14 protein-coding genes are annotated in these 20437 nt (G+C 60.0%); 12 read left to right on the plus strand and 2 right to left on the minus strand.

Features of this window, described 5'->3' with window-relative positions:
* Positions 1–439 precede the first annotated feature (439 nt).
* From rplJ to ACS3QZ_RS17530, 5 genes are all read left to right on the plus strand, one after another.
* A complete protein-coding gene (rplJ, locus tag ACS3QZ_RS17510; RefSeq protein WP_093097001.1) occupies positions 440–958 on the plus strand; it encodes a 50S ribosomal protein L10 in 519 nt (172 codons plus the stop codon).
* 74 nt (positions 959–1032) lie between these two features.
* Positions 1033–1413 (plus strand): 50S ribosomal protein L7/L12, encoded by a 381-nt coding sequence (gene rplL / locus ACS3QZ_RS17515; protein ID WP_349981306.1) that lies wholly within the window; start codon positions 1033–1035, stop codon positions 1411–1413.
* A 254-nt stretch (positions 1414–1667) separates the two neighbouring features.
* Complete coding sequence (gene rpoB, locus ACS3QZ_RS17520; RefSeq protein ID WP_456038983.1) at positions 1668–5801, plus strand: DNA-directed RNA polymerase subunit beta; 4134 nt, start codon at positions 1668–1670, stop codon at positions 5799–5801.
* Between the two features lie 52 nt (positions 5802–5853).
* Entirely contained in the window at positions 5854–10101 is a 4248-nt protein-coding gene (rpoC, locus tag ACS3QZ_RS17525; RefSeq protein ID WP_456038984.1) for a DNA-directed RNA polymerase subunit beta', read from the plus strand.
* A 165-nt stretch (positions 10102–10266) separates the two neighbouring features.
* Complete coding sequence (locus ACS3QZ_RS17530) at positions 10267–11151, plus strand: DMT family transporter (RefSeq protein ID WP_456038985.1); 885 nt, start codon at positions 10267–10269, stop codon at positions 11149–11151.
* On the opposite strand, the gene ACS3QZ_RS17535 is transcribed toward ACS3QZ_RS17530, so the two are convergent.
* The gene (locus tag ACS3QZ_RS17535) at positions 11124–11945 is read right to left on the minus strand and encodes a putative rhamnosyl transferase (protein WP_456038986.1); all 822 of its coding nucleotides are present in this window, start codon (positions 11943–11945) and stop codon (positions 11124–11126) included. The two genes, ACS3QZ_RS17530 and ACS3QZ_RS17535, sit on opposite strands and share 28 nt — an antisense overlap.
* A gap of 346 nt (positions 11946–12291) precedes the next feature.
* Between ACS3QZ_RS17535 and rpsL the strand changes: the two genes are divergently transcribed.
* The 7 genes from rpsL to ACS3QZ_RS17570 all read left to right on the plus strand — a co-directional run bounded on the left by rpsL (position 12292) and on the right by ACS3QZ_RS17570 (position 19983).
* Positions 12292–12663, plus strand: coding sequence for a 30S ribosomal protein S12 (gene rpsL / locus ACS3QZ_RS17540; RefSeq protein WP_054000841.1), 372 nt, complete (start codon positions 12292–12294; stop codon positions 12661–12663).
* Positions 12664–12678: 15 nt separating this feature from the next.
* Positions 12679–13149 carry a 30S ribosomal protein S7 gene (rpsG, locus tag ACS3QZ_RS17545; protein WP_093097011.1) on the plus strand — a complete coding sequence of 157 codons (471 nt, stop codon included), beginning with the start codon at positions 12679–12681 and terminating at the stop codon, positions 13147–13149.
* Between the two features lie 21 nt (positions 13150–13170).
* Complete coding sequence (fusA, locus tag ACS3QZ_RS17550; protein ID WP_456038987.1) at positions 13171–15288, plus strand: elongation factor G; 2118 nt, start codon at positions 13171–13173, stop codon at positions 15286–15288.
* Positions 15289–15382: 94 nt separating this feature from the next.
* On the plus strand, positions 15383–16558 hold the full coding sequence (tuf, locus tag ACS3QZ_RS17555) for an elongation factor Tu (RefSeq protein WP_456038972.1): 1176 nt from the start codon (positions 15383–15385) through the stop codon (positions 16556–16558).
* A 363-nt stretch (positions 16559–16921) separates the two neighbouring features.
* Positions 16922–17767, plus strand: a complete 846-nt coding sequence (locus ACS3QZ_RS17560) for an HTD2 family dehydratase (RefSeq protein WP_456038988.1) — start codon at positions 16922–16924, stop codon at positions 17765–17767.
* A complete protein-coding gene (locus ACS3QZ_RS17565; RefSeq protein WP_456038989.1) occupies positions 17764–18999 on the plus strand; it encodes a CoA transferase in 1236 nt (411 codons plus the stop codon). Before ACS3QZ_RS17560 ends, ACS3QZ_RS17565 begins: the two co-directional genes overlap by 4 nt.
* Before the next feature lie 237 nt (positions 19000–19236).
* A complete protein-coding gene (locus ACS3QZ_RS17570; protein WP_456038990.1) occupies positions 19237–19983 on the plus strand; it encodes a lysophospholipid acyltransferase family protein in 747 nt (248 codons plus the stop codon).
* A 62-nt stretch (positions 19984–20045) separates the two neighbouring features.
* On the opposite strand, the gene ACS3QZ_RS17575 is transcribed toward ACS3QZ_RS17570, so the two are convergent.
* Positions 20046–20420, minus strand: coding sequence for a glycine zipper family protein (locus ACS3QZ_RS17575; protein ID WP_456038991.1), 375 nt, complete (start codon positions 20418–20420; stop codon positions 20046–20048).
* Positions 20421–20437: the final 17 nt, after the last annotated feature.

Genomic DNA, 20437 nt, shown 5'->3' on the forward strand with positions numbered 1-20437 from the left:
ATGCGGGTCTCAAACTGTGCTCAAGTTAGCGGCTTGCGCGTGGAATGGAACCGGGTTTTCCGTGGGGCCGCGTGGCGTGTGAGGGGCGGCTGGACTGCAGAGGCGCTTTGCTACTGTCCCGCGGATCTGGGGCCGGGTGGACAGGAAGAAAACGCGGGTACGCTTGTTTTACCTCTTGGAAACCCTCGCCCCATCGCCTAAATAACCTCTCGAAACAAAGCGTGCGATTCGTCGTGCGCTTTGTTTTGTTTCGTCCAAGACGGTGGGTGTTGCGGGTTTTGCCGTGACTTAATTCCCTGCCTGAGACGGGAAAGACCCAGATTTACCGCGGGCTTCATGCTCTCGGGCGATAATGGCGATGCCCCGTAAAAGGACTTCATGCCGGGAAACCGGTGAACATGAGCCGGGGGGCGTGAGCTTCCCAAAATTGGAGAGAACTGTGGATAGAGCCCAGAAAGAAAAAGTGGTCGAGGAACTCGGCCAGATCTTCGAAAGCTCTGGCGTCGTAGTGGTTGCCCATTACGCCGGTCTTACAGTTGCTGACATGCAAGACCTGCGTGCTCGCGCTCGCGAAGCAGGTGGGGCCGTGCGTGTTGCCAAGAACAGGCTCGCCAAGATCGCCCTTGAGGGCAAGCCCTGCGAAAGCATGGGTGACCTTCTGTCGGGCATGACCGTTCTGACCTATTCCGAGGACCCCGTGGCAGCAGCCAAGGTGGCCGAGGACTTCGCCAAGACGAACAAGAAGTTCGAAATTCTTGGCGGTGCTATGGGCGAGAACGCTCTGGACCGTGCCGGCGTTGAAGCCGTGTCGAAGATGCCGTCTCGCGAGGAGCTTATTGCTACCATCGCAGGCATGATCGGCGCACCTGCTTCGAATATCGCTGGCGCTATTGGCGCACCTGCTTCGAACATCGCATCCATCCTGTCGACCATCGAGGAAAAGGCAGAGGCTGCGTAAAGCAACTTACGAGACCGCGTAAGGACAAGCGTCCGACGTTGGAACACACATACTGAAAACGGAAAGAGTCTAAAATGGCTGATCTGAAAGCACTCGCAGAAAGCATCGTGGGTCTGACCCTGCTGGAAGCACAAGAACTGAAAACCATCCTCAAAGACGAGTACGGCATCGAGCCGGCTGCTGGCGGCGCCGTAATGGTTGCTGGCCCCGCAGGCGACGCCGGTGGCGCAGCTGAGGAAGAGAAAACCGAATTCGACGTCATCCTGAAGTCGGCAGGCGCCTCGAAAATCAACGTCATCAAAGAAGTCCGCGGCATCACCGGCCTGGGCCTCAAAGAAGCCAAAGAGCTGGTTGAAGCCGGCGGCAAGGCTGTCAAAGAAGGCGTTTCGAAGGACGAAGCCGAAGAGATCAAAGGCAAGCTGGAAGCAGCTGGCGCCGAGGTCGAAGTCAAGTAATCGGGAAGGAATGGTGCCGCGAGGCGCTGTTCCGCCAGATTTTCAGGCTGGGTCCGGGGTTTTCCCGGGCCCAGCCGAACCTGTCTCAGAGAGGGCTTTTTGTCAAAAGCCTTTTCTAAGGCGAGGTTTGGAACGGGAGGCCGCCATTGGGACGGTGGCCGGGAATTGTCCATATTTCGACCGTCTCGTATGGGCGTGGTGCCGGGGACCCGACGGCTGCCGCGACCGGTGAGAAATGAAAGGTGACATCGACCATGGCTCAGACCTACCTTGGCCAGAAACGTCTTCGTAAATACTACGGCAAGATCCGTGAAGTTCTGGATATGCCGAACCTGATCGAGGTTCAGAAATCCTCGTACGATCTTTTCCTCAACTCCGGCGACATGCCCCAGCCGACCGACGGCGAAGGCATCAAGGGCGTGTTCCAGTCGGTTTTCCCGATCAAGGATTTCAACGAGACCAGCGTGCTGGAGTTCGTGTCCTATGAGCTGGAAAAACCCAAATACGACGTCGAGGAATGCCAGCAGCGCGACATGACCTATTCGGCTCCGCTGAAGGTCACTCTGCGCCTGATCGTGTTTGATGTGGACGAAGATACCGGCGCCAAGTCGGTCAAGGACATCAAGGAACAGGACGTGTTCATGGGCGACATGCCCCTGATGACGCCGAACGGCACCTTTGTCGTGAACGGCACCGAACGCGTGATCGTTTCCCAGATGCACCGTTCGCCGGGCGTGTTCTTTGACCACGACAAGGGCAAGACCCATTCGTCGGGCAAGTTGCTGTTCGCCTGCCGCATCATTCCCTATCGCGGTTCGTGGCTGGATTTCGAATTCGACGCCAAGGACATCGTCTTTGCCCGCATCGACCGTCGCCGCAAATTGCCGGTGACGACGCTGCTTTATGCGCTGGGTCTCGACCAGGAAGGCATCATGGATGCCTATTACGACACCGTGAACTACACGCTGGACAAGAGCAAAGGTTGGGTCACCAAGTTCTTCCCCGAGCGTGTGCGTGGCACCCGTCCGACCTTTGACCTGGTTGACGCGGCCACCGGTGAAGTGATTGCCGAAGCGGGCAAGAAAGTGACCCCGCGCGCGGTCAAGAAGATCATCGACGAAGGCAAGATCACGGAACTTCTGGTGCCGTTCGAGCATATCGTTGGCAAATATGTCGCCAAGGACATCATCAACGAGGAAACCGGTGCGATCTATGTCGAAGCCGGCGACGAGTTGACGCTGGAATATGACAAGGATGGCGATCTGATCGGCGGCACCGTCAAGGAGCTGGTCGATAACGGCATCACCGAGATTCCGGTTCTGGACATCGACAACATCAACGTCGGTCCCTACATCCGCAACACCATGGCCGCGGACAAAAACATGGGCCGCGACACCGCGCTCATGGACATCTACCGTGTCATGCGCCCGGGTGAGCCGCCCACGGTCGAAGCGGCGTCGGCGCTGTTTGACACGCTGTTCTTTGACAGCGAACGCTATGATCTGTCGGCTGTTGGCCGCGTCAAGATGAACATGCGCCTGGCGCTGGACGCGGAAGACACCATGCGCACCCTGCGCAAGGAAGACATCATCGCCTGCATCAAGGCGCTGGTCGAGCTGCGCGACGGCAAGGGCGACATCGACGACATCGACCACCTCGGCAACCGCCGTGTGCGTTCGGTCGGCGAACTGATGGAAAACCAGTACCGCGTTGGCCTGCTGCGCATGGAGCGTGCAATCAAGGAACGCATGTCGTCGGTCGAAATCGACACGGTGATGCCGCAGGACCTGATCAATGCGAAACCGGCGGCTGCCGCCGTGCGCGAATTCTTCGGCTCTTCGCAGCTCAGCCAGTTCATGGACCAGACCAACCCGCTTTCGGAAGTCACCCACAAACGCCGTCTTTCGGCGCTTGGCCCGGGCGGTCTTACCCGTGAGCGTGCGGGCTTTGAGGTGCGCGACGTGCACCCGACCCACTATGGCCGGATGTGTCCGATTGAAACGCCGGAAGGCCCGAACATCGGTCTGATCAACTCGCTGGCCACCTTTGCCCGCGTGAACAAGTACGGCTTCATCGAAACCCCGTACCGCAAGGTTGTCGACGGTCAGGTCACGGACGAAGTGAACTACATGTCCGCGACCGAAGAGATGCGTCATACCGTGGCTCAGGCCAACGCGACGCTGGACGAGAACGGCAAGTTCATCAACGAGATGGTCAACACCCGCCAGGCCGGTGACTATACCATGGCGCCGGTGGGTTCGGTCGACCTGATCGACGTGTCGCCCAAGCAGTTGGTCTCGGTGGCCGCCTCGCTCATTCCGTTCCTTGAAAACGACGACGCCAACCGCGCCCTGATGGGTTCGAACATGCAACGTCAGGCGGTTCCGCTCCTGCGCGCAGAAGCGCCGCTGGTCGGTACCGGTATCGAGGAAAAGGTCGCGATCGACTCGGGCGCGGCGATCCAGGCGAAACGCGCCGGGATCATCGACCAGGTGGATGCGCAGCGTATCGTTGTGCGCGCGACCTCGGATCTCGAACTGGGGGATGCGGGCGTGGACATCTATCGTCTGCGCAAGTTCCAGCGTTCGAACCAGAACACCTGTATCAACCAGCGCCCGCTGGTGAAGGTGGGTGACACGGTTCAGAAGGGCGAAGTGATCGCGGACGGTCCGTCGACCGATCTGGGGGAACTGGCGCTTGGTAAGAACGTAGTCGTCGCGTTCATGCCGTGGAACGGCTACAACTATGAAGACTCGATCCTGATCTCGGAACGTATCGCGCGTGATGACGTGTTTACCTCGGTGCATATCGAGGAATTCGAAGTCGCCGCCCGTGACACGAAGCTGGGCCCGGAAGAGATCACCCGCGACATTCCGAACGTCGGTGAAGAAGCGCTGCGCAACCTCGACGAGGCGGGCATCGTTTACATCGGTGCGGACGTCGAGCCGGGCGATATCCTTGTTGGTAAGATCACGCCGAAGGGCGAAAGCCCGATGACGCCGGAAGAAAAGCTTCTGCGCGCCATCTTCGGTGAGAAAGCATCCGACGTGCGCGACACCTCGCTGCGCGTGAAGCCGGGTGACTTCGGGACTGTCGTGGAAGTGCGCGTCTTCAACCGCCACGGTGTGGAAAAAGACGAACGTGCGCTGCAGATTGAGCGTGAAGAGATCGAACGTCTGGCACGTGACCGTGACGATGAAATGGCGATCCTGGACCGCAACATCTATGCCCGTCTCAAGGACATGATCCTTGGCAAGGTGGCTGTTAAGGGACCGAAAGGCGTCAAGGCGAACTCGGAAATCACCGAAGAGCTGCTCGCCAGCCTGAGCCGCGGTCAGTGGTGGCAGCTGGCGCTGGCTGATGAGGCCGACGCACAGGTGGTCGAAGCGCTGAACGAACAGTATGGCGTTCAGAAACGGGCGCTTGAGCACCGGTTCGAAGACAAGGTCGAGAAAGTCCGTCGCGGCGACGACCTGCCGCCGGGCGTGATGAAGATGGTCAAGGTCTTCATCGCCGTGAAGCGCAAGCTTCAGCCGGGCGACAAGATGGCCGGTCGTCACGGGAACAAGGGTGTTATTTCCAAGGTTGTACCGATGGAAGACATGCCGTTCCTTGCCGATGGTACCCCGGTCGACTTCTGTCTGAACCCGCTGGGCGTGCCGTCGCGTATGAACGTCGGTCAGATCCTTGAAACCCACATGGGCTGGGCCGCGCGCGGTCTGGGCATCAAGGTGGACGATGCGCTTCAGGAATACCGTCGCTCGGGCGACCTGACTCCGGTGCGTGACGCGCTGCACCACGCCTATGGCGAAGATGTCTATGAAGAAGGCATCCGCGACATGGACGAGGGCGCGCTGATCGAAGCGGCGGGCAACGTGACCCGTGGTGTGCCGATCGCAACGCCGGTCTTTGACGGCGCCAAGGAAGGTGACGTGAACGACGCGCTGGTGCGTGCGGGCTTTGACAGCTCGGGACAGTCGATCCTGTTCGACGGCCGTACCGGTGAACAGTTCGCGCGTCCGGTGACGGTGGGTGTCAAATACCTGCTGAAACTGCACCACCTTGTCGACGACAAGATCCACGCACGTTCGACCGGTCCGTACAGCCTCGTCACGCAGCAGCCGCTGGGTGGTAAGGCGCAGTTCGGTGGTCAGCGCTTCGGGGAAATGGAGGTCTGGGCTCTGGAAGCTTACGGCGCTGCCTACACCCTGCAGGAGATGCTGACCGTGAAATCGGATGACGTCGCGGGCCGGACCAAGGTCTATGAATCGATCGTCAAGGGCGAGGACAACTTTGAAGCGGGCGTGCCGGAATCGTTCAACGTTCTGGTGAAAGAAGTCCGTGGCCTCGGCCTGAATATGGAACTCCTGGATGCGGAAGAAGAGTAAGGGCGACGCGCCCTTACCCATCCTCCCTTCCGCACAAATTTGAGGTATCAAAATGAACCAGGAACTGACGAATAACCCGTTCAACCCGCTGACCCCGCCGAAGGTTTTCGACGAGATCAAGGTGTCGCTGGCAAGCCCCGAGCGCATCCTGTCGTGGTCGTATGGTGAGATCAAGAAACCCGAAACCATCAACTACCGTACGTTCAAGCCCGAGCGTGACGGTCTGTTCTGTGCGCGTATCTTTGGCCCGATCAAGGACTACGAATGCCTGTGCGGCAAGTATAAGCGCATGAAGTATCGCGGCGTTGTCTGCGAGAAATGTGGTGTCGAAGTTACCCTCCAGAAAGTGCGCCGCGAGCGTATGGGCCACATCGAACTGGCCGCACCCGTTGCACATATCTGGTTCCTGAAGTCGCTGCCCAGCCGCATCGGCCTGATGCTGGACATGACGCTGCGCGATCTGGAACGTGTTCTGTATTTCGAAAACTACGTTGTCATCGAGCCGGGTCTGACCGACCTGCAATACGGCCAGATGATGACCGAAGAAGAATACATGGACGCCCAGGACGCCTATGGCATGGACGCCTTCACCGCCAATATCGGCGCCGAAGCGATCCGCGAAATGCTGGCGGCAATTGATCTTGAGAGCGAAGCCGAGCAGCTGCGTGCCGATCTGGCCGAAGCCACCGGCGAACTGAAGCCCAAGAAGATCATCAAGCGTCTGAAGGTTGTGGAATCCTTCCTCGAGTCGGGCAACCGTCCCGAGTGGATGGTTCTGACCGTGATCCCGGTCATTCCGCCGGAACTGCGCCCGCTGGTGCCGCTGGATGGTGGCCGTTTTGCGACCTCGGACCTGAACGACCTTTACCGTCGCGTCATCAACCGGAACAACCGTCTGAAGCGTCTGATCGAACTGCGTGCGCCTGACATCATCGTCCGCAACGAAAAGCGGATGCTGCAGGAATCGGTTGATGCTCTGTTTGACAACGGTCGTCGCGGCCGCGTGATCACCGGCGCCAACAAGCGTCCGCTGAAATCGCTGTCGGACATGCTCAAGGGTAAGCAGGGCCGTTTCCGTCAGAACCTTTTGGGGAAACGCGTCGACTTCTCGGGTCGTTCGGTCATCGTGACTGGCCCCGAATTGAAGCTGCACCAGTGCGGTCTGCCCAAGAAGATGGCGCTCGAGCTGTTTAAGCCGTTCATCTATTCGCGTCTCGAAGCCAAGGGGCTGTCTTCCACCGTGAAGCAGGCCAAGAAACTGGTGGAAAAAGAACGTCCCGAAGTGTGGGATATCTTGGACGAGGTGATCCGCGAACATCCCGTGATGCTGAACCGTGCGCCCACGCTGCACCGTCTTGGTATCCAGGCGTTCGAACCGGTTCTGATCGAAGGTAAAGCGATCCAGCTGCATCCGCTGGTGTGTTCGGCGTTCAACGCGGACTTTGACGGCGACCAGATGGCTGTTCACGTGCCGCTGAGCCTTGAGGCCCAGCTGGAAGCGCGTGTTCTGATGATGTCGACAAACAACGTTCTGTCGCCCGCCAATGGCGCACCGATCATCGTGCCGTCGCAGGATATGATCCTTGGCCTCTACTATACGTCCATCGAGCGCGAAGGCATGAAGGGTGAGGGCATGGTGTTCTCGTCCATCGACGAAGTGCAGTACGCGCTGGATAGCGGCGCCGTGCATCTGCACGCCAAGATCACCGCGCGTATTCCGCAGATCGACGAAAACGGTCTTGAGGTGATGAAGCGTTACGAGACCACGCCGGGCCGGGTGCGTCTGGGGGCTCTGCTGCCGCAGAACACCAAGGCGCCGTTCGAGCTCGTCAACAAGCTTCTGCGGAAGAAAGACGTTCAGAACGTCATCGACACCGTCTATCGCTATTGCGGCCAGAAAGAGTCAGTCATCTTCTGTGACCAGATCATGACCATGGGCTTCCGCGAAGCGTTCAAGGCGGGCATTTCGTTCGGCAAGGACGACATGGTGATCCCGGATGACAAGTGGACGATCGTGGACGAGACCCGCGATCAGGTGAAAGACTTTGAGCAACAGTACATGGACGGCCTGATCACCCAGGGCGAAAAGTACAACAAGGTCGTGGACGCCTGGTCGAAGTGTAACGACAAGGTCACCGACGCGATGATGAACACCATCTCGGCCGCCAAGAAGGACGAGAACGGGGCCGAAGCGGAACCGAACTCGGTCTACATGATGGCGCACTCCGGTGCGCGTGGCTCGGTGACCCAGATGAAACAGCTCGGCGGGATGCGCGGCCTTATGGCCAAGCCGAACGGCGACATCATCGAGACCCCGATCATCTCGAACTTTAAAGAAGGTCTGACGGTGCTTGAGTACTTCAACTCGACGCACGGTGCCCGTAAGGGTCTGTCGGATACCGCTTTGAAAACCGCGAACTCGGGTTACCTGACACGTCGTCTGGTCGACGTTGCACAGGACTGCATCGTGCGTGCGCATGATTGTGGTACCGACAATGCGATCACCGCGGAAGCCGCCGTCAATGACGGCGAAGTCGTGGCATCGCTGGCAGAACGTGTTCTGGGCCGTGTGGCTGCAGAAGACATCCTGCGTCCGGGCACGGAAGAGGTGCTCGTCTCGGAAGGTCAGCTGATCGACGAACGTATGTCGGACATGATCGACGAGGCCGGTGTCGCGTCGGCACGTATCCGCAGCCCGCTGACCTGTGAAGCGGAAGAGGGCGTTTGCGCCATGTGCTATGGTCGTGACCTTGCACGCGGCACGATGGTCAACACCGGCGAGGCCGTGGGTATCATCGCGGCGCAGTCGATCGGTGAACCCGGCACGCAGCTGACGATGCGGACCTTCCACATCGGCGGTGTTGCGCAGGGTGGTCAGCAATCGTTCCTTGAAGCATCGCAGGAAGGCAAGATTGTCTTCGAAAACGCGAACATCCTTGAGAACGCCAATGGCGAGGCCCTTGTCATGGGCCGCAACATGAAGCTGTTGATCATGGATGACGCCGGCGAGGAACGTGCCAGCCACAAGGTGGGTTACGGTTCCAAGCTGTTCGTCAAGGACGGGCAGGCCATTTCGCGCGGCGAAAAGCTGTTCGAATGGGACCCTTATACCCTTCCGATCCTGGCCGAGAAATCGGGGACAGCGAAGTTCGTCGACCTGGTGAGCGGTATCGCCCTGCGCGAGGAAACCGACGATGCCACCGGCATGACACAGAAGATCGTGGCCGACTGGCGTGCGGCGCCCAAGGGCAACGAGCTCAAGCCGGAGATCATCCTTGTGGATGGCGATGGCGAGCCGGTGCGCAACGAGGCGGGCAACCCGGTGCATTACCCGATGTCGGTGGATGCGATCCTGTCGGTTGAAGACGGTCAGGACGTGAAAGCCGGTGACGTGGTTGCGCGTATTCCGCGTGAAGGCGCCAAGACCAAGGACATCACCGGTGGTCTGCCGCGTGTGGCCGAACTGTTCGAGGCCCGTCGTCCGAAGGATCACGCGATCATCGCCGAAATCGATGGTTACGTGCGCTTTGGCCGCGACTACAAGAACAAGCGCCGCATCTCGATCGAGCCGAGCGACGAGTCGCTGGAAACCGTCGAATACATGGTGCCCAAGGGCAAGCATATCCCGGTGCAGGAAGGCGACTTCGTGCAGAAGGGCGACTACATCATGGACGGCAACCCCGCGCCGCATGACATCCTGTCGATCATGGGTGTCGAAGCGCTGGCCGATTACATGATTGACGAAGTGCAGGACGTGTATCGCCTTCAGGGTGTGAAGATCAACGACAAGCACATCGAGGTCATCGTGCGCCAGATGCTGCAGAAGTGGGAGATCCTCGACTCGGGTGAAACCACGCTGCTCAAAGGCGAACATGTCGAGAAGATCGAATTCGACCATGCCAATGAAAAGGCGATTGCCGAAGGGCGTCGCCCGGCACAGGGCGAGCCGATCCTGCTCGGGATCACCAAGGCATCGCTGCAGACCCGGTCGTTCATCTCGGCGGCGTCGTTCCAGGAGACCACCCGCGTTCTGACCGAGGCCTCGGTTCAGGGCAAGAAAGACAAGCTGGTGGGTCTCAAGGAAAACGTCATCGTGGGTCGTCTGATCCCGGCCGGGACCGGTGGGGCCACGCAGGCCGTGCGCAAGATCGCGCAGGATCGCGACAATGTCGTGATCGAGGCCCGCCGCGAAGAAGCCGAGGCCGCAGCCGCGCTGGCCGCTCCGGTCGAGGACCTTGGTGCGGACGACGTGTTCGACAATGGCCTGGTGGAAACGCCTGAAAGCCGCGATTTCGACTAAGCGTCTGATCTGATGGTAAAAAAGAAAAGCCCCCGGCGTCGAGCCGGGGGCTTTTCTGCCTTTGGCATGAGTATTTTTGGCAAAATGAAGATTGGACTTGGTGGAATGGGAACGCCGCATTAGGGTCGCCGGGTTGTGTTCTGGCAGGGGGCTGTGATGCAGGGGATGTCCGACAATCTGAAGGGCGCGCTGTTGATGATGTGTTCAATGGCCGCGTTCACGCTGAACGATACCTGTATCAAACTGCTGGGTCCGCAAGTGCCGCTGTTCCAGATGCTGTTCTTGCGCGGGGCGGCTTCGACCCTGCTGATCTGGGGGCTGGCGCGCAGTTTGGGGCCGATCCGGGGCCGGTTTCCGGCGCGAGACTGGGGGTTGGTCGGGTTGCGCACGGGGGCCGAGATTGCGGCGGCCTATTTCTTTATCACCGCGCTCTATCATATGCCGATTGCCAATGTGACGGCGATTTTGCAGGTTCTGCCGCTGACCGTGACCTTGTGTGGAGCATTGTTTCTGGGAGAGACGGTTGGCTGGCGGCGCATGGGCGCGATCATCGTCGGGTTCCTTGGCATGTTGCTGATCGTGCGGCCAGGACCGGACGGGTTCGACATCTACGCGCTTTATGCGCTGGCGGCGGTTGCGGCCGTGACAGTGCGCGATCTGGCGACGCGGGGCATGTCCCGCAAGGTGCCGTCGATGACCGTGACGCTGGCGGCATCGCTTGGGGTGACGCTGTTTTCCGGGGTAGCGAGCCTGGGTGTGGAGTGGGTGACGCTCGATGTTGAGCAACTCATGCTGTTGGGCGGTGCGGCCTTTTTCATTCTGGGCGGCTATCTATTCTCGGTGTTGGTGATGCGGACGGGGGACGTGTCCTTTACCGCGCCGTTCCGGTACACCGGGTTGCTTTGGGCGCTAGTCATGGGGTTCGTGGTGTTCGGGGACTGGCCGGATGCGCTCACGTTGGCAGGGGGCGCGATCGTAGTTGGGGCCGGGGTGTTCACTTTGATCCGGGGACGGCGGTTGTCTCAGGAAGAAAAGCGCGCGCGGACCTGATCGGCGTCGATGTTGAAGACCCGGCGGAAATGGGCTTCGCCGGCGTCGTCCAGCAGGTCGAGCTTGACCGGTCGCACGTTCTTTTTCTGGCGCGAGTCGTTGAAGTCGGAATGGCCCCGCAGGAACATGTCTTCGCCGGTAAAGCTGGTGACGGGCATGAACCGGCTGATCTTGGAATGGCCGAAGTTGAGGATCGTGAGGTCGACGCCGGGGCGGATGGCCATGGCGAGCCCGGCTGTCCAGAGGTGTTCAACGACAGGGGTGGCCTTGATGCCGCGTTTGGTGGGGGCGGCGATATAGCCCTGGTTGAAGTCGATGGCGATGTGACGGTTCTTGAGCATCAGCGGACGCAGGTCCTGTGCCGCTTCGCGCAGGCGTTCGACATAGCGGATATTGACTGCGTCATCGTCATCGATGCGGAATTGCAGGCAGGGGGCATCCCGTTCCAGGCGGGCGGAGTTGATCGCGGATTTCATCACCGGGCGATGCGGGCCCGGGGCGTGGGCCTGAAGGATGGCTTGCGGCATGTCGGCGAGCAGATCGGTGAGTCGGTTGCGCCAGCGGCGGGGCATGCTGTCGCCAATGATGACGAGAAAGGTGAAATCCGGGTCGGTCTGCGCCTTGAGGCAGGGCAGGGTAAAGGATTCGAACAGGCGGAACCGTTCTTCCATGCGTTCGGGATCATAAAGGAAGGTCATGCGTTCTTCGGGGGTAGCGTGGTCCACCTGAAAACCGCCGATGGCGGGGTAGGAAAACCGGCAGATCCCGATCACCTGCATGTCGCGGCTGTGCATGAACGGTGTCCCCTTGTCTGGCCCGGTTGACGCGCTTGTGGGACAATGGCATTGCCCGCAAGTCCACGCAACCGGGGGGTGCTGTTGACAAGCGTTCCGACTCCCCCTATACGCCCGACCATCCGGTAATTGGGGGTCGCCCCTCGTGAGCCGATATCAAAACTGTAGTGGTCAAGGTCCGGCCTATTTTGAAGGCCGCACCCTCTGAGAACTCACCGCGTCGTTTGCCTCGGAATGGAAACGATTGCGGTTTTTGCGCTTGTGGAAACGCAAGCTGCATCAAACGACGAAGCCGTGCGGGGGAAACCCCGCGCATGACAAGTGAAGCAAACGGGAAAGAGACCCTATGCCAACGATCCAGCAGCTGATCCGCAAGCCGCGTCAGCCCAAAATCAAGCGCTCGAAGTCGCAGCACCTCGAGCAATGCCCCCAGAAGCGCGGCGTTTGCACCCGCGTTTACACCACGACCCCGAAGAAGCCGAACTCGGCTATGCGTAAAGTTGCGAAGGTGCGCCTGACCAACGGTTACGAAGTGATTTCCTACATCCCCGGTGAAAGCCACAACCTTCAGGAGCACTCGGTGGTTCTGATCCGTGGCGGTCGTGTAAAAGACCTTCCCGGTGTGCGTTACCACATCCTGCGCGGTGTTCTGGATACCCAGGGCGTCAAAGACCGTAAGCAGCGTCGTTCGAAATACGGCGCCAAGCGTCCCAAGTAAGAAGGAGAGGCCGAGATGTCACGTCGTCACGCCGCCGAAAAACGCGAGATTCTGCCCGACGCCAAGTATGGCGATAAGGTGCTGAGCAAATTCATGAACAACCTGATGATCGACGGTAAGAAGTCGGTTGCGGAAAAGATCGTCTACAACGCGCTGGATCGCGTTGAGAACAAGGTCAAGCGCGCCCCCGTCGAAGTGTTCCACGAAGCACTGGACAACATCAAACCCAGCGTCGAAGTCCGTTCGCGCCGTGTTGGTGGTGCCACCTATCAGGTTCCGGTTGAAGTGCGCCCGGAGCGCCGCGAAGCGCTGGCCATTCGCTGGCTGATCACCGCGTCGCGCAAACGCAACGAAAACACCATGGAAGAACGCCTTGCGGGTGAACTTCTGGATGCTGTCAACTCGCGCGGTACCGCCGTCAAGAAGCGGGAAGACACTCACAAGATGGCCGAGGCGAACAAAGCCTTCAGCCATTATCGCTGGTAATCCCCAGAGGACATTAGACCAATGGCACGCGAATATCCGCTCGAACTATACCGCAACTTCGGTATCATGGCGCACATCGATGCAGGGAAAACCACCTGCTCGGAACGCATCCTGTATTACACCGGCAAATCCCACAACATCGGTGAGGTGCACGATGGTGCAGCCACCATGGACTGGATGGAGCAGGAACAGGAACGCGGCATCACCATCACCTCGGCTGCGACCACCACTTTCTGGGAACGCACCGAGGACGGTCAGAACGCCGATACGCCCAAGCACCGTCTGAACATCATCGACACCCCCGGCCACGTTGACTTCACGATTGAAGTTGAGCGTTCGCTGGCGGTTCTTGATGGTGCCGTCTGTGTTCTGGACGCCAACGCCGGTGTTGAACCCCAGACCGAAACCGTGTGGCGTCAGGCTGACCGCTACAAGGTGCCGCGCATGGTGTTCGTCAACAAGATGGACAAGATCGGCGCTGACTTCTTCAACTGCGTCAACATGATCGAAGACCGTACCGGCGCCCGTGCGGTTCCGGTTGGTATCCCGATCGGTGCCGAGACCGAGCTGGAAGGCCTGGTTGATCTTGTCACCATGCAGGAATGGCTGTGGCAGGGTGAAGACCTTGGCGCTTCGTGGATCAAGACCGACATCCGCCCCGAGCTTCAGGACATGGCCAACGAATGGCGTGAAAAGATGATCGAGGCCGCCGTCGAGCAAGACGACGACGCGATGGAAGCATACCTGGAAGGTAACGAGCCCGACGTACCGACCCTGCGCAAACTGCTGCGCAAGGGCACGCTGGCGCTGGACTTTGTTCCGGTTCTGGGTGGTTCGGCGTTCAAGAACAAAGGTGTTCAGCCGCTGCTCAACGCCGTGATCGACTATCTGCCCAGCCCGCTGGACGTTGTTGATTACATGGGCTTCAAACCCGGTGACGAAACCGAAGAGCGTAACATTGCCCGCCGCGCGGACGATGAGATGGCGTTTTCGGGTCTCGCGTTCAAAATCATGAACGACCCCTTCGTTGGCTCGCTGACCTTTACCCGCATCTACTCGGGTGTCCTGAACAAAGGCGACACGCTTTTGAACTCGACCAAGGGCAAGAAAGAGCGCGTTGGCCGGATGATGATGATGCACTCGAACAACCGTGAAGAAATCACGGAAGCGTTCGCGGGCGACATCATCGCGCTGGCAGGTCTGAAAGACACCACGACCGGTGACACGCTTTGCGCCGTCAACGATCCGGTGGTTCTGGAAACCATGACCTTCCCCGATCCGGTGATCGAGATCGCGGTTGAGCCGAAAACCAAGGCTGACCAGGAGAAGATGTCTCAGGGTCTGGGCCGTCTGGCCGCAGAAGACCCGTCCTTCCGCGTGGAAACCGACCTGGAATCGGGTCAGACCATCATGAAGGGCATGGGCGAACTTCACCTCGACATCCTCGTGGATCGTCTGAAGCGCGAATTCAAGGTGGAAGCGAACATCGGTGCCCCGCAGGTGGCCTATCGCGAAACTATCTCGAAGGCGATCGAGCACACTTACACCCACAAGAAACAGTCGGGTGGTTCGGGTCAGTACGCTGAAGTCAAAATGGAAATCATGCCGACTGAACCGGGCGAAGGTTACTCGTTCGAAAGCCGCATCGTTGGTGGTGCCGTTCCCAAGGAATACATCCCGGGTGTTGAAAAAGGCATCCAGTCCGTCATGGATAGCGGCCCGCTGGCCGGCTTCCCCGTGATCGACTTCAAGGTGGCCCTGATTGACGGTAAGTTCCACGATGTTGACTCGTCGGTTCTGGCCTTTGAAATCGCGGCACGTATGTGCATGCGTGAAGGCATGAAACTGGCTGGCGCGAAACTGCTCGAACCGATCATGAAGGTCGAAGTGATCACCCCGGAAGAATACACCGGCGGTATCATCGGCGACCTGACATCGCGTCGCGGTCAGGTTTCGGGGCAGGAGCCGCGCGGCAACGCGATCGCGATCGACGCGTTCGTGCCGCTGGCCAACATGTTCGGCTACATCAACACGCTTCGTTCGATGTCGTCGGGCCGTGCCCAGTTCACCATGCAGTTCGATCACTACGATCCGGTTCCGCAGAACATCTCGGACGAGATCCAGGCGAAATACGCATAAGAGATGAGGTGCGTGGGAAACCGCGCACCCTACCCAAACCCGTAGGGTGCGTGCCTGCACGCACCATCCGACAAGGAAAAAAAGGAGCCTTATTATGGGCAAGGAAAAGTTTGAACGCAGCAAACCGCACTGCAACATCGGCACCATCGGTCACGTTGACCATGGTAAAACCACTCTGACGGCAGCGATCACGAAGCAATTCGGTGACTTCAAAGCCTATGACGAGATCGACGGCGCGCCGGAAGAGAAAGCCCGCGGCATCACCATCTCGACGGCGCATGTTGAATACGAAACCGACGCGCGTCACTATGCCCACGTCGACTGCCCCGGCCACGCCGACTATGTGAAGAACATGATCACCGGTGCGGCGCAGATGGACGGCGCGATCCTGGTTGTGAACGCCGCTGACGGCCCGATGCCGCAGACCCGCGAGCACATCCTGCTGGGCCGCCAGGTTGGCATCCCCGCCATGGTCGTTTTCATGAACAAGGTTGACCAGGTTGACGACGAAGAGCTGCTCGAGCTGGTTGAAATGGAAATCCGCGAGCTGCTGACCGAGTACGACTATCCCGGTGATGACATCCCCGTCATCGCGGGTTCGGCCCTGGCCGCTCTGGAAGGCCGCGATCCTGAAATCGGTGAGAACAAGATCGCCGAGCTGATGGCCGCTGTTGACGCGTACATCCCGCAGCCGCCGCGCGCGGTTGACGAGCCGTTCCTGATGCCGATCGAAGACGTGTTCTCGATCTCGGGTCGCGGTACGGTTGTGACTGGGCGTGTTGAGCGTGGTGTGATCAACGTGGGTGACGAGATCGAGATCGTCGGCATCAAGGACACGCAGAAATCGACCTGTACCGGTGTTGAAATGTTCCGCAAGCTGCTGGACCGCGGTGAAGCGGGCGACAACATCGGCGCGCTGCTGCGTGGTATCGACCGTGAAGCGGTTGAGCGTGGTCAGGTTCTGTGTAAGCCGGGTTCGGTGACGCCGCACACCAAGTTCGAAGCCGAAGCCTATATCCTGACCAAGGATGAAGGTGGCCGTCACACGCCGTTCTTCGCGAACTACCGTCCGCAGTTCTACTTCCGCACCACCGACGTGACCGGGACGGTTCAGCTGCCCGAGGGCACCGAGATGGTGATGCCGGGCGACAACCTGAAGTTCAACGTCGAGCTGATCGCGCCGATCGCGATGGAACAGGGCCTGCGCTTTGCCATCCGCGAAGGCGGCCGCACCGTCGGTTCGGGCGTCGTGTCGAAAATCATCGAGTAACGTCGAGTTTTTCTCAGAAAAACTCTGACGGGCGAAAGGCGACTTGGCTCAAGGGCCAAGTCTGCCGAAAGCCACTCAGTAAAGACCAGCAAAGAGCCGCCTTCGGGCGGCTCTTTTGCTTGCAGGAGGTGGCGGTTTTCCGACGGCCATCTGTGTCATCCGGTCGCACGCTGCTGGCGCAGCGACCACGCCGCGTGTGCATAATTGCCTACGAAAAACCCATTTGTCCCAAGCTGTTCAGGCGAACGGTATGCCGTGGTGCGCCCGGTTGGTATGCCATGGTATTCATGTAAGTCATTATTTTTATTTGATTTTTGGTTGATCATTCTTCCTTTTGAATGTGTTGCAGCGAGGGAGGAAGACATGGACAAGCTGAACCTGATCGCGTGGCATGGCCGCACGGAAACCGCGTTGGGCGGGGTGTCTCCACAGCGCGCGGCGCAAATGCACGCCACCCTTGGTTCCCGAAATACCGCGGCGCCACGAGATGGCGATCTGTTGCCGCCGCTCTGGCATTGGGCTGCTTTTCCGCCCGCTATTCCAATGGAAGAGCTTGGCGAAGACGGACATCCCATGCTGGGGGATTTCCTGCCGCCGGTGAACCTCAAGCGGCGCATGTGGGCAGGTGGCATGCTGCGGTTCCGCGCGCCGCTGCGGGTTGGGGATAAACTTCAGCGCAGTTCACTGGTGCGTGACATCGCGGAAAAGGTAGGCGCGGCGGGCCCGATGGTGTTCGTGACCGTGGATCACCAGATCTTCGGCCCGGCAGGGCTTGCCATCGAAGAGCGGCAGGACATTGTCTATCTGCAGATTCCCGAAAGCTATGACCCGCCGAAAAAACGCGCCATGCCGGAGGCGCCGGTGCTGCGCCAAGATCATGCGACCCCGGCGACCTTGCTGTTCCGCTATTCGGCGCTGACCTTCAACGCGCATCGCATTCACTATGATCTCGATTATGCGCGGGAGGTCGAACACTACCCCGGATTGGTCGTGCATGGTCCGCTACAGGCGACGCTGCTGATGCAGGCGGCCTGCGCGCATAAGGGGCGGGTGCCGGATGATTTCCATTTCCGGGGCGTGCACCCGATGTTTGCGGGCAACGACCTTGCGATTGCCGCCGTCGAGGAAGAGGGCGCTCTGACGCTTTGCACCGGGCAAGGCGGACACCAGGGCATGCAGGCCACGGCGATCTGGGAGGACACGCAATGAGCATTCTCAAAGGGATGCGCGTGGTCGAGGGATCAGCCTTTGTCGCGGTGCCGCTGGCGGGCATGACGCTCGCCCAGATGGGGGCCGAGGTGATCCGGTTTGACCGATTGGGCGGCGGGCTGGATGCGGGGCGGTTGCCGCTGGCCCCGTCGGGACAGAGCCTGTTCTGGGCCGGGCTGAACAAGGGGAAAAAGTCGATTGCGGTGGATATGAAATCACCCGAGGGGCGAGAATTGATCACCCGGATCGTGACGGCACCGGGCGAGGATGCGGGGCTGTTCCTGACCAATCTCAGGGTGCGGGGGTGGATGGATTACGAAACCTTGTCGCGGCATCGCGAAGACCTGATCATGGTGTGCCTGAGCGGGGACCGGCACGGGCGCCCGCAAGTGGATTACACGGTGAACCCGGCGCTTGGGATTCCCGATATCACCGGGCCGGAGGGCCATCCCGACCCGGTGGCGAATGCGCTTCCGGCGTGGGATCTGATCGCGGGGAACCTCGTGGTGTCGTCGTTGTTAGCGGCGGAACGGCACCGGTTGCGCCGGGGTGTCGGGCAGAACGTGGAACTGTCGCTCAAGGATGTGGCGGCGGCAACGCTTGGACATCTGGGAATGATCGGGGATGCGGTTGTCAACGACGCGCCGCGGGGCAAGTCCGGCAATGCGCTCTATGGCGCTTACGGACAGGATTTCCTGTGTGCCGATGACCAGCGCGTGATGGTGATCGGCCTGACAGACCGGCAGTGGCGCGGGCTGGTCGAGGCGACAGGTATTGAACAAGAGATCTCTGGGCTTGAGGCCCGGAGTGGCAGATCCCTGCGGGACGAGGGGGCTCGCTGGGATCTGCGCCATTCCATCACCGAGATTTTGACACCGTGGTTTGCCGCACGTCGGCTGGGGGATTTCGCGTCGGATTTCGACCGGCGTGGGCTGACATGGTCGGTGTTTCGCACCGTGAAAGAGGCCGTGGCGCAGGATCCGGACCTGTCGACGGACAATCCTATGTTCAAGATGTTGCATCAGCCGGGGCTGGGACAGTTCCCGGTGCCCGCATTGCCGGCCGAGTTTTCGGAAGCCGTGCGCAGCGCGCCGGTCGCGGCCCCCGTACTGGGGGAGCATACCGAGGAAATCCTTGCAGAGGTGGCCGGGTTGGATGGCACGGAGATCGCCGGGTTGTTCGATCGGGGTATCGTGGCGGACCATTCGAGCGTTCAGGGGCGAGCGGCCTGAAAAGCGGGTCCGCGAGAGGGCGGGCCCGTTTTTGCTTTCCCCATGGGTAAGTAGAGATTGCAGTTCGGTCGGATTTGCCGGATAGAGGCGCTGCGGTGCGGAGCGTGTCTTTCACCCATGGCGCTTGCCCTGACGCTTTTCCCGGGATGCAACAGAACGGGATCTCATGGCCCCACTGCCTTTGACAGGCACTTGTTGCGTCAGGACGACATGGCCAGGACCCCGGATTCCCAAAACATGGCCAGAGCGGCGATCGATCCCTTCTGGCTGAGGCTGATCAAGCGCAGTGTGCTTGTTGTGCTCGGGCCGTTCTATTTCCTTTTCATCGGCTTCGTGCCGTTGTTTTGCGCCCGGCGAAAGGGGTTTCGCGGCTGGTACTGGCGGTTGGTCAAGCGGGCCTGTTCGCGGCTTTTGTGGCTGCTCAGCATCCGGGTGGAGATGTCGGAGGCAAACAAGCGGGATCTGGCGCGGGACACGGGCAGTGTCATCGTCATCAATCATCGCAGTCATCTGGATGGGTTCACGCTGATGGACGTGGTGCCGGATGAAAAGTGGTTCACCTTTGCCGCCAAGAAAGAGCTGTTCGACGCAAAGCTGCTTCGGACGGGGTTTCTGGGCGCCGGGTTGGTGGAGATCGACCGAAAGAGTGGCAAGGTGGCAATGGAGACGCTGAGCAACGCGGTTCAGGAAATGCCAGCGCGCCGGTCGGTGGTGTTGTTCCCCGAAGGGACGCGCACGAAAACGCAGTCGCTCGGGGAGTTCAAGGCGGGGGCCGTTCTGGTGGCGCGTGAATCCGGGCGCAGTATCCGCCCGATTGTCATTCTGGATTCAGACAGGTTGCTGCCACGCGGCCGGATCATGCCACTGAGCGGGAAGGTGCGGGTGGTGGCCTTGCCGCCGTTTCACTGTAATCCAGACGTTCCTGTGGACGATGATGTGGCGCGTCTCAGGGCCGAAATGATGTCCGTTTTCGACCAAAAGTAAAGGTTGGAGGTCGGGGGGAATTGTCCCACGGGGCAGTGTCGCCTCTGCCCCGTGGGGTGCGCTTAGCCGACGACTCGGTAGCCGCGCTGGCGCATGCAGCTTTTGACGATGTTTTCTTTTTTGGTGTTCTGATCAATCGCACTGGCGGTGAGACCGGCAAGGGCGCCGACGGCGGCCGCATCGCGCACGTTGTTACCCTTGTTGTTGAACACCGCAGTCGTAGCGGCGGCGACCCCGGCGCCGGCGGCGGCCTTGCCCCCGGCATTGCTGTCGAGCGCGCCTTGCGAGGCGGCGAGGTTCTGACAGGCCGAGAGATCGGCGTAGTAGTTCGGGCCGACGGCGCCGTCGATGACGGGTTCGTAGCTGGCGCCGGTGTTTTCGCAGGCGGCCAGAAGCCCGACGACGGGCAAGGCGAGAATGAGTTTTGCGTATGACATGGTGAAATCCTTGTTCT

Source organism: Shimia sp. W99 (genome assembly GCF_053851455.3).

Bases quoted from the DNA above. Each gene is read 5' to 3' on its own strand.
- rpsL (WP_054000841.1), top strand. From the start codon at position 12,292: ATGCCAACGATCCAGCAGCTGATCCGCAAGCCGCGTCAGCCCAAAATC.
- ACS3QZ_RS17535 (WP_456038986.1), bottom strand. From the start codon at position 11,945: ATGCACAGCCGCGACATGCAGGTGATCGGGATCTGCCGGTTTTCCTAC.
- ACS3QZ_RS17560 (WP_456038988.1), top strand. From the start codon at position 16,922: ATGGACAAGCTGAACCTGATCGCGTGGCATGGCCGCACGGAAACCGCG.
- ACS3QZ_RS17570 (WP_456038990.1), top strand. From the start codon at position 19,237: ATGGCCAGAGCGGCGATCGATCCCTTCTGGCTGAGGCTGATCAAGCGC.
- ACS3QZ_RS17575 (WP_456038991.1), bottom strand. From the start codon at position 20,420: ATGTCATACGCAAAACTCATTCTCGCCTTGCCCGTCGTCGGGCTTCTG.
- tuf (WP_456038972.1), top strand. From the start codon at position 15,383: ATGGGCAAGGAAAAGTTTGAACGCAGCAAACCGCACTGCAACATCGGC.
- rpoC (WP_456038984.1), top strand. From the start codon at position 5,854: ATGAACCAGGAACTGACGAATAACCCGTTCAACCCGCTGACCCCGCCG.
- rpoB (WP_456038983.1), top strand. From the start codon at position 1,668: ATGGCTCAGACCTACCTTGGCCAGAAACGTCTTCGTAAATACTACGGC.
- fusA (WP_456038987.1), top strand. From the start codon at position 13,171: ATGGCACGCGAATATCCGCTCGAACTATACCGCAACTTCGGTATCATG.
- ACS3QZ_RS17530 (WP_456038985.1), top strand. From the start codon at position 10,267: ATGTCCGACAATCTGAAGGGCGCGCTGTTGATGATGTGTTCAATGGCC.
- ACS3QZ_RS17565 (WP_456038989.1), top strand. From the start codon at position 17,764: ATGAGCATTCTCAAAGGGATGCGCGTGGTCGAGGGATCAGCCTTTGTC.
- rpsG (WP_093097011.1), top strand. From the start codon at position 12,679: ATGTCACGTCGTCACGCCGCCGAAAAACGCGAGATTCTGCCCGACGCC.
- rplL (WP_349981306.1), top strand. From the start codon at position 1,033: ATGGCTGATCTGAAAGCACTCGCAGAAAGCATCGTGGGTCTGACCCTG.